The following is a 13,678-nucleotide window of genomic DNA, read 5'->3' on the forward strand; positions in this document are numbered from 1 at the left end:
CGGCGCGCCCTTTCTTCAGCGATATAATCGATTCTTCACGAGGAAAAAGGAGAAGGCGTCGCATGCCTATTCAAGCCACCAGCAAGATCTGGCACAACGGCAACCTCATCCCATGGGAAAAGGCACAGATCCATGTGATGAGTCACGTTGTGCATTACGGTTCATCGGTTTTCGAAGGAGTCCGCTGCTACGGACAGCCGCAGGGCGCGGCCGTTTTCCGGCTGCCAGAGCACATGCAGCGGCTAATCGACTCGGCAAAGATTTATCGCATGCCGCTGCCTTATTCGCTTGAGCAGCTATCGAGCGCCGTCGTGGAACTGATTGAAGCCAACGGAGTGGCTCCCTGCTACATCCGCCCGATAGCTTTTCGTGGATACGGAGAGATCGGCGTGAATCCCAAGCTTTCGCCTGTCGAGGTCTACATGGCGAACTTCCCGTGGGGCAAGTATGTACACGGTGAAGCAGCAGACGTGTGCATCTCGTCGTGGAACCGCCTGGCGCCGAACACCATGCCCACCCTCGCGAAGGCCGGTGCAAACTACATGAACTCGCAGCTGATACGCATGGAAGCCGATATCAACGGCTACTCCGAGGGCATCGGGCTCGATGTGAACGGCTACCTCTCCGAGGGCTCGGGCGAGAATCTCTTCCTCGTGCGCAATGGGGTGCTCTACACTACGCCACTCGCTAACTCGGTTCTGTCGGGCATCACACGCGACTCCATCCTGACGCTGGCGCGGCACTTCGGCATTACCGTGGTCGAGCAGTCGCTGCCCCGCGAGCTGATTTACATCGCTGACGAAGTCTTCTTCACCGGTACCGCTGCAGAGGTCACTCCGATCAGCTCTGTCGATCGCATCCAGATCGGCGACGGCAAGACCGGACCGATCACCAAGCAGCTTGCCGACGAGTTCTTCGGCATTGCTAATGGACTGCGTCCCGATCGCTTCGGCTGGCTTACTCCAGTCAACGTCGAGCAGGCCGTCTCGGTTTAGCAGAACTGCGTATCTCGATAAAAAGGCGGCCTGCAAAGGCTGCCTTTTTATTGCACTGGATACGGCGGCCCTTTCGCCAGCACCTGCTCAAGCATCTTGTCGTGCCCGTAAATGTCATCGAAGAAATGTACCGAGCCGTCCTGTTCCGCAACCGCTGTTACGTAGAGAATCAACACCGGCACAGGATGGCTGAGGTTCACCTGCCGATTATCCTGGCCTGACTGCATCGCATCCGTTGCCTTCTGCTCCGTCCATCCCTGGTCGGCAAGAAGATATCCGGCAAGTTCGGCTGGACGTTCCAGACGTATGCATCCATGGCTGAAGTCGCGGCGCGATTGCGCGAAGAGCTGCGGAGCCGGGGTGCTGTGCAGGTAAACGTTGCTGGAGTTTGGGAAGATGAACTTGATAAGTCCCAGTGAGTTGTCGGCTCCCGGCCTCTGCCTCACCATTACCGAACCACGGCGCAATTGCTGCATCAGGTCACTGCTGACGGCGCCTGCGGTCAGCAATTTGCCACTACGATCGGTAATCTCCATCCGCTTTCTTGGCAGATAGTTGGAATCTTTCGCCAGCCCGGGAAGAATCTCTTTGCGCACGATGCTGGGTGGAATATTCCAGTAGGGGCGGAAGACGATGTAACGCATCTGATCCGCGAAGATCGGCGTTTCCGTAGCAATGGCGCGCCCCACCACCACGTTCATCTGCATCGTCACCTGCTCTTGTGCGTTAAAGACGCGCAGCACAAATTCGGGCACGTTCACCACAACCGGCGGCTGAGGAAACGCAGGTGGCAACCATCGCCAGCGTTCCAGCGCATTCTCCAGCTGCGTAACACGCACAGCCAGCGGCACATTCAGCTGACGAACCGTTTCTTTGCCCAATCTGCCGTCGGCTGCAAGCCCATGACGCACCTGGAAGCGCTGCACGGCCGACGAAAGAGGCTCGTCAAAGATGCCTGCACCAGCGTTTGTTTCCGCACCTGGAGTCAGATCGCCCAACAGCAGAAGACGTGCAGTTAACGCCTGCGTTCCGGCGTAGCCATCGCCTATACCGATCGCCTTTGTTACGCCGGGCACGGGGCTACCATCCCCTTGCGCAGCCAGCACTTCGTAGTGTTCGAGCGCCTTTTCCGTATTGCGGTAGCCAAGATAGGGGGGCTCAATTCCTGCCAGCACGGAGTTCACATCGTCCGCATGCGCAAGCTTCGAGACGACGAACTGCGGCAGGTCGTACTTCTTCTCGCCGATATCGATTCCAAATTTGAAGTGCTTCGGATCGACGCGACCGATATGCAGATCGGAGACATAACGCATGGCGCAGACCGTGAACGCCGCATCAAAATCCGCGGCCCTGGATGCATCGGCCTTCAACTCCGCGATGCGCGCTCCCCAGCGCGAAGCGTCATACTCCTCCGGCTCAAGACCCTTGGTACGACTGTCTTTCCATGCCTGGACAAGCGCAAGCGCCTGCCTCGAAGGCTCGCCGCGATACAGCCAGATTGGCGTGAAGTTTGTGCTTTCGTAAGCATGCTCGAGGTGTGCGCGGTAGTCGGAGAAATCCGGCCAGCGCAAGCTGGCAAGGCGTCCCGCTGCTGCAATCTCATGCAACCGGGCCGATATAGCCGGGCTTACCGCGGAGGACTGCTCCTGAGGAGACTCCACCGGAGCAGCCGTTTGCGGCGACGAATGCGAACACGCCACCAGTGCGCCAAGTACAAGCGATGCGAACAGCCTACGTGCGCCGCAGTCCATACCAACTCAACCCCAGGGCGAGATAGCCAAGATAGATATACGGCAGCCACGAGTACGGTGCAGCCGGAATAGGATAAACACTGCCTGCCATGGCCAGCACCATCGCGAGAAAGGCTGCCAGAGAGAGCAGCAGCACACCCGGAGAAACTGTTTCCACCCGTCTCAGATGCAGGGGCAGAGCGACACAGACCAGGGCATAAGCGGTAAGAAATCCGTAGGTAGCGAGCGCGCCCATCCAGCCGTAGATATCTCCACCGCTTACCCCTCGTGCGGCCAGAAGCACCGGAGGAATAAACGTGGCCGCGGCAGTGATGACCACGGCCGCGTGAGGAGTTTCGTTTCTGGCATGCGTTCTGCCTAAACCGGCTGGCACCAGCCCGCGATGCGCCATCAGCAGCAGTACGCGCGAAGCAGCGGTGATGCAGGCAAGCGTGCAGGCAAAAAGGCTGACCATAGCGCCAATATCCACCAGGACGCCGAGCAGGTTGACCCCGGCCATGGCAGCAAGAGCATGCAGCGGAGCGGCGACTTCCTGAAGCCCCGGATGCACACCTCGAAAACCAACGACCTCCGCATAAGCGCTCAGCACAAAGAAAACGCCACAACCGACAGCGCACTGAAGCACGGCACGAGGAATCGTTACGAGCGGATTGCGCGCCTCTTCTCCGAGCGTGGTTGCCGATTCAAAACCGACGAAGCTGAAAAGCGCCAGCACTATGCCCAGTCCGATTCCTGAAGGCTTCACTCCATGCAGGCTCAACTGCGCCATGTCGAAATGCAAACCGTGCTTCCACACCGTAAGACTGAGAATCGCGACGATACAGGTGACCGAGGCGCCTTCCATCCATAGCATCGCTTCGGCTGACAGCTTGATGTCGCGATAGGCCATGGCTCCGGCTGCAAGTACAGCGATTACCAGCAACATCACCGGAGACAGGCTGCGGCCCAATGCCGCCTGCGCGAGTACATTCGCGTAATTGAAAAAACCCGCGGCAACGCTCGACGCCGTTGCGACGTATGCCAGCAGCAAGGCCCATGCAGAGACGCATGCGGCCCAGCCGGGCATTGATTCGGCAGTGTAGGTAAACAGCGACCCCGGCGAGGCGGAACGGCGCGCGAAACAACCGATTACCAGCCCAACCAGCGTCATCGCCAAGGTTGCCAGCAGGTATGTCAGCCACGTTCCGTTACCGGAAAGCGCGAAGACCAGCGGAATGGTCATCGCCGGAGACGCGGTGGGAGCGATCGCCGACACCGATTGCGCCAGCGTCTCCCACGGTCCCAGCACCTGTTTGCGCAGCCCGTAGCCAGTCGTCGCCCCTCTATCGGCCAGAACGGGTACGGTTTCAGGCGGCAACGGCAGGCTCTCCTTCTTGGAAACGCAGATTTTGTCGGATGAGGCTACAGTCTGCTTGCCGCTCTAAAGCAAGTCAAGATTTTTTGCTGCAGATGATAGAGAGGAGGGTCGTAAAAAAGTGGGGCGAAGAGATTCTTCGCCCCCTGATACGGTTAGGTAAAACAGCCGTAGTGATGCAACCTGACTCAACGGAACAGGCCCTGGGACGCTGATCGCGTCTCTCGTGAGCCTTCCGGATACAAACCTAGCCACCGATCTCTGTCGGCGCTTAGTTCATGATGAAAACGGGTCGATGACGTAAGAGTGCTATAGAGGGTTTCCAGAAACAAGCGAACTTTGGTAATAGCTACGTATCGAATCAGTACACAAACGGCAAAAGCGCTGGTCCCGCTCTGCGAACTCACCCGGAAGAATCCCCCGGCGAGACCTCCGCGTTCGCGTTGTATATTTGCGGCATGATATTGCAAAGTCAGGCACAAAGCATGCTGGCTGTCGCTCTGGAAGAGGCCAGGACGGGCCTCTGCGAAGGCGGCATTCCTATAGGAGCCGCGATCTTTCATTGCGACGGATCTTTGCTGGGGCGCGGCCACAATCGCCGCGTACAGCATTCCGACCCCTCCTCGCACGGTGAAACGGATGCCTTTCGTAATGCCGGGCGGCAACGCTCCTACCGGAACCTGATCATGGTCACGACGCTCGCTCCCTGCTGGTACTGCAGCGGCCTGATCCGGCAGTTCGGTTTTTCGACGGTGATCGCCGGCGAGAGCCGGACTTTTCGTGGCGGGCTCGAATGGCTGCGCGAGTGCGGCGTCGAGGTGATCGACCTCGATTCGCAGGAGTGTGTGGACCTGCTTGGAGGATTTATCGCCAGCCATCCGGAGATCTGGAACGAGGATATCGGCGAGGAGTAAAGCCCGGAACGACGTTCGTCCCTCCGGGCCTGGTTCACTTATTCGTAAAGCGGGACCGGCGCAGGGTTGCGCTCAGTGAACTGACGCTGATGCCAGTACGGATAGATGGGCGTCAGGTCACTCGCCTTATCCAGCTTTGCAACCTGCTCCGGGGTGAGGTTCCAACCGGCAGCTTCAAGGTTCTGCTTGAGTTGTTCCTCGTTGCGCGCGCCCATAATGACACTCGAAACGGTCGGCCGCTGAAGTACCCAGTTCAAGGCCACCTGCGCGACGGTCTTATTCGTCTCGGCTGCAACTTCGTCAAGCGCATCGACGACCTGGTGGAGATATTCTTCCGGCACCGGCGGCCCTTTTTCCGCGGTCTTGTGCAGTCGGCTGACTTCGGGCAACGGCTTTCCGCGGCGCAACTTGCCGGTGAGACGTCCCCATCCCAGCGGACTCCACACCAGCGCGCCGACTTTCTGATCGAGGCCGAGCGGCATCAGTTCCCACTCGTACTCACGGCCTACCAGCGAGTAGTAAACCTGGTGAGCGACATAACGGGACCAGCCATAACGCTCCGACACAGACAGCGACTTCATCAGGTGCCAGCCTGAGAAATTCGAGCAGGCAATGTAGCGAATTTTTCCATCATGAACGAGCGTGTTCAGCGCATCCAGAGTCTCTTCCACTGGCGTTGTCGCGTCGAAGCCGTGCATATGGTAGATGTCGATGTAGTCGGTCTTCAGCCGCTTCAGACTAGCGTTGCACTGGTCGATCAGGTGATAGCGCGAAGACCCCACTTCGTTCGGGCCGTCGGTCATGCGAAAGGTGGCCTTGGTCGAAATCAGCAGCTTGTGCCGCTTGCCTTCGATGGCCTTCGCAAAAACCTCTTCGGCCCGGCCGTTTGAATACACGTTGGCGGTGTCGAAGAGATTCACGCCGGCGTCCAGGCACATATCGACGAGCCGTTTCGCTTCGTCGCCCTCTGTGCCACCCCAGGCGTTGAAGAATTCGTTACCGCCTCCAAAAGTCGCCACGCCATAACTGAGCGCGGATACCTTCAGACCCGAATAGCCAAGCTGTCTGTATTCCACTCTTACCGTCCTATCTCCAGCAGGTTACTGAAACCGGTAGCGAAGCGCGCGTCGCTTCGCGAAGTTCTTGCCAGCGCAATTTCGAGCTGAATGCTCTCCGTCGATCATACTTCCGGAGCCACATCAGAGCGCCTGCCTGAGACCCTCGTGCCGCACCACCCATCCTTGTTGTTTACCGGGAAAACCGGGCGCGTGGGTCGCCGGAGCGCCCTTCCAACCAGCCGCCATCAGAGCGATCGCGAAGAGCAGCCCGCCGTTGCCCGGCAGATACAGAGGCAGCTCCGGCAGTTGTTGAAAGTTGTGCCCGTTGGGCAGATAACGGTTCTTCGGCGTATCGATAAAGAGAGCCTCGATCGCCTGATCCGGGCGTCCAAGACGCGCCGCTGTCATCGCCATCATGGGGTAATCCCAACCCCAGGTCGTCTTCTGATCCCACTTCGCAAAAACAAAGTCGAGCGTCTTCTGCATCGTGCCGGGATCGACCATCGGAGTTGCCGGAGTAACGCCGAATGCAGCCAGCATGGTGGGATGGTCGGTGAATGGAGTTTCCGGTGTTTCCAGTTCCACGTACACTCCATCGCGTATAGCCAGCGGAGCAAGATGCTTCCGCACTCGTTCCCACTCCGGGGCAGGCGCCATGCCGAACCGCTTGCGCCACTGCTGCGCAATGCCGAGCGACCAGCTCCAGTATGCAAGTTCATAGGTCGGGTTCTTTGCGGTGCTGCGGCTGCGAAAGCCTTCTTCCTGCGCAGACGTGATCGGAGGACCAAGCTCGAAACAGCCCCGCTCCACATTCCACCAGGCAAACGAGGCCATGAACTCCGCGGATTCAATCACGACCTCTCGAAAGAAATCGAGAGTCACGGCTGTCGGCTCCGCCTGGTACATCAGCTCAGCCAGATGGATGGGATGTGGCTGTTGCCACACGAGAAACGGGTTGATACCGTTGGGGCTTTCGCGGCCCTGCGGGCCGATCATCTTGGGCCAGCGGGCGCCCTTGCAGCCGATCCGTGCGGCAGTCTCCCGCGCTACTGGCAGCAGGTCTTTGTAGATACCGAGGCTTCGCTTCAACAGCGCTTCGCGCCCCCACAGTGCGAAATGAGCCTCGTGCCACCAGTACATCTCCATGTGGAACTTTCCGCCCCAGCTATTCACGACCAGGCCTGTCTCCTGCGGCGGCAGTGAGCCGGCGGAGTTTACCGCCGTTTGATACTGCGAGAGAACGATGCGGCGCTCCAGCTCCATCCAGCGCGGATCGCTGCTCTCAGAGAGATCGACAGCGCCGCCGCTCATCCAGAAACGGTTCCAATGTTCTTGCGCACTTGCCTTCACTGCGGCAAATGTAGGCAGCGGAGCAGACAATGGTTTGGGAGCGAAAGCCACGAGCAATTCCAGGGTGTCGTCCTGCGCATGCCATTCAAAGCGATGCTGCGCGACCTGATGACAGCTGGCGCCGCTGCTCCACGCAGCCTGCGCATACGTCAGCGTTGTGCCATCGAGCTGGCGAACGAAGTCCGCATTGCCGGCGCGCAGCGTCGCCCGTGTGGTGTGCGTCTCCGGATGGCTCCAGTCACCTTGATTTTTCCAGCTGTCAGCGCTGCCGGGAAACTCGATACGAATGGGCATCCGGCCGTCGCGAAGCAAAGAAGATTGCACCCTCACCGCCAGCAGATCCAGGCTGGGATGAACCAGCGTGTCCACCCTCACTGGCTCACCTTCGAAAGTGAAGTTCGATGTGAGAATGCCATTCCATATATCGAGCGTCTGGTGGATACCTCGCAGGTCCTCAAGGACCGCATCCCGTCCTTCGACCTGCGGCAGAGCAAAACCAATACGTGCCAGGTCGAAGCGGTGAGGGTTGCTCATCAGCCACTCGCCGGCAGGAGTCTGATCCTCTGAGGGATAGGGCACACTCCGGCCGTGGCTGTCATACTGCGCGATGGTCTGCTCCAGCGTGTAATGGTGAGGATTCGGCGACTCGTGCCAGGCCCACTGCGCCATGGTATGCAACGGCATCCCCGGCTCGTGAAATTGCGGAAAGGTCTGCAGACCGGTCACATCGGCTGTAAACCCCAGCTCGCCATTTCCTACAGAGAGCGGAGCGAGAGCATCGGGCTTCTCCATCACCACAAGATGACGATGCACCAGGGACTTGCGGTCGATGCGGGAAGCCGGTTCCATCGCCAGCGTACGAGGTGAATTTCCTGAAATCGTAGCAGCAGCCGTAGCCGCACCCAGGGAATAAAGAAAATCTCTGCGTCTCACTCGTTCATTCCTTGATGTTCGCTTTCGGAACGCTCAGGCTGCCTCACTCCGGCTATTGCTGAGGCTTCCCCTGAGCCGGCGGTTGCTGCGCAGGCGGCTGTTGCTGGTTATCGCTATTACTAACATCCTGCCCCTGGAAAATCATGCGGATCGTCGACTTGAATTGCTTGTAATTGGTGTACTTCACCGTTTCGCGCATGTGGACGTCTTGGTTCATGTACCCGTTACCACCGGAGAAATGCAGGATGCCGTCGCCCTTGGTGTAAACGGGGAACCAGTACTTGCCATCGATCTGCTCGCGGTAGGTCGTGAAAGGCGGTGACAGGTCTTCATGACCTTTGCGCAGATCGTCGGGGACATTCTTGCCGTTGGTGACAACGATCTGCAAGTCATGCTGATCGACCCAGATGCGCCCCTGGAAATAGCGTTTGTTCTTCTCTATAGTCTTCGGTCTCACGTCGAAGACATAGGTATCTACTTCGTCTACCTTCTGCTTGCCTACATAACTAACAAGATACTGACCTACATCATCCTTCGTCAGGACGAAAGGCAGGCGCTCTTCAATATCCTGGAGGTCGGCCGGAGTCATCTGCACCCGCTCGAGTGTATTAGGCGGAGCCATCACGACGTGGGTCATCTTGCGGCCGCTGGGGTCGTAGGAAATATCGACAACCTGGAAGTACTGACCGTCCGGCTTGCCATCGTCATTAATCGTCTCCACCTTCACGCTGCGCTGGTAGGTATAACCCGCCATGGCTTCGCGAAAAACACTTTCCTTAGCGGTGAACTGGTCTATGATCTGCTGCACGGGCAAGGACGGCTGCGAGGTGTCGAGTGCACCAAACCCCTGATCGAGTGGCATCGAGGTGTAGGAAACCTGTGCAAAGCTCAGCGCGCAGAAGGCGAGCGAAGCTGCGACAAGGGACCTGCGGCAGAGATTCCCGCAAAAGGCGAAGGCTCGGGACAAAGGCTCGGTATGAACTCCCATCACATAAGGATAGACCTTCGTGGCCGCCCAGAGGGCTTTCATGAGCCATGTTAGTTTTTCGTATAACTTGAAAGATAAGAGCAAGTAAACTGTCTTCGCTTCTCTAACAGCCCAACATGAACGACGTTTACAACGGTCCGACATTAGCGCTGCTCAGCATTCTTGTAGCTGTTTTCGCAGCTCTCTATCTCAGGTCGCGTACCCAGCGGCGCCTGCTATGGCTGCTCGGATGGTCGATAACCGCCCTGCGCCTCTCTCTCCAGATATCGAATTTCGGCAGTCACGGCCTTGGCCTGGCCATTTCGTATTTATGCCTCGAACTCGGTCCGCTCATGTTCCTGGCTTCCATGTCTACAAACAGCGCGGTTCGCTCCGGGACATTCAAGTGGATTGCGATCTTTACCATCCCGATGGCCGTGTATATCTCCATGCACGTGCTTGTTCCACACCAGGGCGCCGCGGTTCACTTCACAGCCGTCGCATCCGTCATTGCGCTGGAAGCGATTGCCATCACCTGGACTGTTCGCTGCAAAGTCTTCCCGGTCGGGCTAAGGATGTTTTTTTCGATCGTGGCTGCACCCGTCTGCCTCTACATGGCCTGGACCGGCGAAGCCATGCGGCTCCTGTCGCTTATCCATAGCGCAATCTGCCTGGTAGCCGCACTGCTTGTGCTGATCACTTATCGCAGGATAAGCCCGGGAGTAGTTTTCACCGCGACTGGACTTATCACCTGGGGATTGCCTTTTTTTGTTATGTCGGCCATCCCATCCAGCTCCCCCCGGCTGGCGCTCTTCATCAGCCTGCTGAATATTGCCAAGGCCGTCACAGCCATCGGGATGGTTGTGCTGGTTCTCGAAGATGAAATCCGCGTAAACGAAATCGCGCAGAAACGCGACCGGCGGGCGCGCGCCGAGATGGAGCAGTATTCGAAACTCTTTCTGGCCGCCACCCCCAATCGCGACTTCGGAATCCAGTACCAGATGATCTGCGATGTCATCACCCGCGCCAGCCGCTTCTCGCGTGCCGCCATCCTGCTGCGAAACGTCGAACAGACCTTTCAGGTATTCGGCAGCTCAGGCATGGAGCCATCCCTTGCCCAGGCCCTCAGTGCCTTCGCCAGGTGCCTGACCGCGAGGACGATGGACGAGAACTGCCGGGCCACCAGCACAGCCTTGCCACAAAGCATGACGCGCGTCTTCGACCTGCGGGGTATGGATGGAAATGCCGAAGCATTGCGCTCGCTCGGCGTCGACTCGATCTATGCCATTCCGATTCGCAGCGCTTCGGACATCGTGCAGGGCGCGGTTTTCCTGCATGGCCTGCGCTGGCCATCGGAGCCTTTAGAGGGAGAAGACCTGCTGCCGCTTGAACTGCTGGTTTCGCGCCTGATGGCCGCGCACGAAAACAACATGCTTCTGCGCCGTGTCGTACAGTCGGAAAAGATGGCAGGGCTCGGCCAACTGACCGGCGGCGTGGCACATGAGTTGAACAATCCGCTGACTGTTGTCATGGGCTATGCCGAGCTCATCGCGGAAGGCGGCACGGACGAAGTAACGCGGGATTACGCATCCGTCATTCGACGCGAAGCACATCGGATGCGACAGACCATCGAGAGCCTCGCGCGTTTCTGGAAGGCCTCTCCCGATGAGCTAGCCTCGATCTCCGTCGAACAGATGCTTCGCGATATCGAACAATTGCGGAGGCCGGAGTTTGAGCGGGCAGGCATAACCCTGCTGCTTACTGTCGCCGATGGCCTGCCCCGCATTCGCGCTAACGGCGACCAGATGCGCCAGGTTCTGTTGCAGGTACTGAACAACGCGACAGCGGCTCTGAAAAATACACCGGCCAATCAGCCGAAACAGGTACGCATCGACGCGCGGCTCGGTCAGGATAAGGTGCAGGTATTGGTGCGTGACAGCGGTCCCGGTTTTTCCGACATCAACCGTGTTTTCGATCCTTTCTTCACAACAAAAGCGCCCGGCGAAGGCACCGGCCTCGGACTTAGCCTTTGTTACTCGATCATCCGCGAGCATGGTGGGGAGATAGTCCTCTCAAACCTGCAGCCCCACGGCGCAGCTGTCTCCATAGAAATCCCCATCGACAAAACTACCGACACCGTATTCGCGTCCTAACCGAAGACCGAACGTTGTACGATGATTCAGCAATTCCGGAAAATCTCTGAAGAGGATCCCATGCGTTACCGCCGGTTTTCGGCTCTATTGCCTGTCATTTCGCTGCTCGGTTCCTTCACTTTCGCGAACGCACAGTCGCGACGGCCGATGACTTTCATCGACATGATGAAGATGCGGCGCCTGGGAGACATCTCTGTCTCACCCGACGGACGATGGGTCCTTTACTCGGCGACCGACGTCGATCTCGACAAGAACAGCCGCACATCGCATATCTGGATCATTCCCGCTACAGGCGGAGAGTCCCATGCATTGACGGCTTCCTTGGCCGGCGAAAGCCGCGGACGTTTTTCCCCGGACGGCAAGCGCATTCTCTTCCAAAGCAAGCGTGAAGATGGCCAGCAGATCTGGCTGGCCGATTTCAACTCCGCTAACGGCGAGATCGATGAGCCGCACAAGCTCACGTCCATCAGCACGGAAGCTGACGGAGCCATATGGTCGCCAGATAGCAGAAATATTCTCTTCACCTCTGCTGTCTATCCCGACTGCAAGGACGACGCCTGCAACCAGCAACGTGATGCGGAACAGGATTCGTCGAAAGTAAAGGCTCAGATCTTCACCCATCTTCTGTACCGTCACTGGACAGCTTTCACCGGCGACAAGCGCAGCCATCTCTTCGTGATTCCCGCAACAGGCGGCACGCCACGTGATCTGACGGCGGGCGACAGCCACGACGTGCCGCCATTCTCACTAGGCGGTCCCGACGCCTATGCCTTCTCGCCGGACAGTAAGCAGATCGCCTTCGAGGAGAACCTCGACCCCGTTCCCGCCACCAGCACGAACTCTGACATCTTTACGCTGCAGCTCGACGATCCTTCCGCGAAGCCCGTGAAGATATCGACCGCCGCCGGTGGAGACCTTTCTCCTGCCTACTCGCCTGACGGCAAGTACATCGCATGGCGTTCACAGGAACGTGCAGGCTATGAGAGCGATCGCTTCCGCCTGGTCATTTATGACCGCTCCGCCAAAAAGCTTTCGCAGCCACTGCCGGACTTCGATCGCTGGATCGACGAATTCACCTGGGCCCCGGACTCCTCGAAGATTTACTTCATCGCGGGTGACTCGGGCCGGTCACCTGTCTTCTCGACGACTCTCGACGGCAAAGACCTGCACCAGCTAACGGACGAAGGCTCTTACGGCGATCTCCATGTACTACCGAACGGGCAGCTTATCGCCTCTCGCATGACGGTGCGTTTGCCTTCTGAAGTAGTCACTCTTGATCCAGCCAGGGTGACGAAAGCCACCGATCACGAAAGCCCTGCCACGCGCCGCTATCTGCAGCCCACCAGCTATACGGCGACTCGTGAGGTAGCGTCGGAGAAACAGCTGACTCACCTGAACACCGCTCTGCTCGCGCAGCTCGATCTTCCGCGGATGCAGTCCTTCTGGTTCCCATCCATCGGCCATGTACGTGTGCAGGGATTTGTCATCAAGCCACCGGCATTCGACGAGTCGAAAAAGTATCCGGTGAAGTTCCTGATTCACGGCGGACCCGAAGGTGAATGGGGAGACAGCTGGAGCTATCGCTGGAATGCCGAATTGCTCGCCGCCAACGGCTACGTCGTCATCATGATCAATCCGCGCGGTTCCGTTGGCTATGGACAGGCCTTTACGGACGGCGTGAATGGCGACTGGGGCGGCAAGCCATATATAGACCTCATGCGCGGACTCGACTATGCCGAGCTCCACTTCTCCTACGTCGACAAGACGCGCGAGTGCGCGCTTGGCGCCAGTTACGGCGGGTATATGGCTGACTGGATTCTCGGCCACACGCAGCGCTTCCGCTGCATCGTCACGCACGACGGCATGTTCAATCCGGAGTCGGCTTACGGCACGACCGAAGAACTGTGGTTCAACGAGTGGGAATTCAAAGGCACCCCATGGACCAATCGGACTCTCTATCGCCGCTGGTCTCCGATGCTGGCCGAAACGAACTTCAAGACACCTACGCTCGTCATTCATTCGCAACTCGATTACCGGCTCGACGTCTCGGAGGGCTATCAGCTCTTCACCACGCTGCAGCGCATGAACGTCCCGTCGAAGATGCTCTACTTCCCTGACGAAGGCCACTGGGTCGCGAAGCCGCAGAACTCAGAGCTCTGGTATAAGACGGTCAACGACTGGGTTGACCAGTGGACAAAGTAAC

General features: G+C 58.3%; 9 protein-coding genes. 4 read left to right on the forward strand and 5 right to left on the reverse strand.

Going from position 1 to position 13,678, the window contains the following annotated elements:
* The first annotated feature begins 62 nt into the window (after positions 1–62).
* Positions 63–995, forward strand: a complete 933-nt coding sequence (locus tag LJD29_RS05940; protein WP_446744832.1) for a branched-chain amino acid transaminase — start codon at positions 63–65, stop codon at positions 993–995.
* A gap of 47 nt (positions 996–1,042) precedes the next feature.
* Here LJD29_RS05940 and LJD29_RS05945 read toward each other — a convergent pair whose 3' ends face one another.
* Positions 1,043–2,746 carry a L,D-transpeptidase family protein gene (locus LJD29_RS05945; RefSeq protein WP_446744833.1) on the reverse strand — a complete coding sequence of 568 codons (1,704 nt, stop codon included), beginning with the start codon at positions 2,744–2,746 and terminating at the stop codon, positions 1,043–1,045.
* The gene (locus LJD29_RS05950) at positions 2,727–4,103 is read right to left on the reverse strand and encodes an APC family permease (protein ID WP_446744834.1); all 1,377 of its coding nucleotides are present in this window, start codon (positions 4,101–4,103) and stop codon (positions 2,727–2,729) included. Before LJD29_RS05950 ends, LJD29_RS05945 begins: the two co-directional genes overlap by 20 nt.
* A 455-nt stretch (positions 4,104–4,558) precedes the next feature.
* Here LJD29_RS05950 and LJD29_RS05955 point away from each other — a divergent pair, with 455 nt between their 5' ends.
* Positions 4,559–5,014 carry a nucleoside deaminase gene (locus LJD29_RS05955; protein WP_446744835.1) on the forward strand — a complete coding sequence of 152 codons (456 nt, stop codon included), beginning with the start codon at positions 4,559–4,561 and terminating at the stop codon, positions 5,012–5,014.
* A gap of 38 nt (positions 5,015–5,052) precedes the next feature.
* Here LJD29_RS05955 and LJD29_RS05960 read toward each other — a convergent pair whose 3' ends face one another.
* The 3 genes from LJD29_RS05960 to LJD29_RS05970 all read right to left on the reverse strand — a co-directional run bounded on the left by LJD29_RS05960 (position 5,053) and on the right by LJD29_RS05970 (position 9,385).
* Positions 5,053–6,090: an aldo/keto reductase gene (locus tag LJD29_RS05960; RefSeq protein WP_446744836.1), complete on the reverse strand. Its 1,038-nt coding sequence runs from the start codon at positions 6,088–6,090 to the stop codon at positions 5,053–5,055.
* A 123-nt stretch (positions 6,091–6,213) separates the two neighbouring features.
* Positions 6,214–8,355: a hypothetical protein gene (locus tag LJD29_RS05965; protein WP_446744837.1), complete on the reverse strand. Its 2,142-nt coding sequence runs from the start codon at positions 8,353–8,355 to the stop codon at positions 6,214–6,216.
* A 52-nt stretch (positions 8,356–8,407) separates the two neighbouring features.
* A complete protein-coding gene (locus LJD29_RS05970; protein WP_446744838.1) occupies positions 8,408–9,385 on the reverse strand; it encodes a LolA-like protein in 978 nt (325 codons plus the stop codon).
* Positions 9,386–9,459: 74 nt separating this feature from the next.
* On the opposite strand from LJD29_RS05970, the gene LJD29_RS05975 reads away from it, so the two are divergent.
* A complete protein-coding gene (locus LJD29_RS05975) occupies positions 9,460–11,475 on the forward strand; it encodes a sensor histidine kinase (protein WP_446744839.1) in 2,016 nt (671 codons plus the stop codon).
* A gap of 60 nt (positions 11,476–11,535) precedes the next feature.
* On the forward strand, positions 11,536–13,677 hold the full coding sequence (locus tag LJD29_RS05980; RefSeq protein WP_446744840.1) for a dipeptidyl-peptidase 5: 2,142 nt from the start codon (positions 11,536–11,538) through the stop codon (positions 13,675–13,677).
* Position 13,678 lies beyond the last annotated feature (1 nt).

It is taken from the genome of Silvibacterium acidisoli (assembly GCA_022870745.1).
Taxonomy (GTDB): domain Bacteria; phylum Acidobacteriota; class Terriglobia; order Terriglobales; family Acidobacteriaceae; genus Silvibacterium.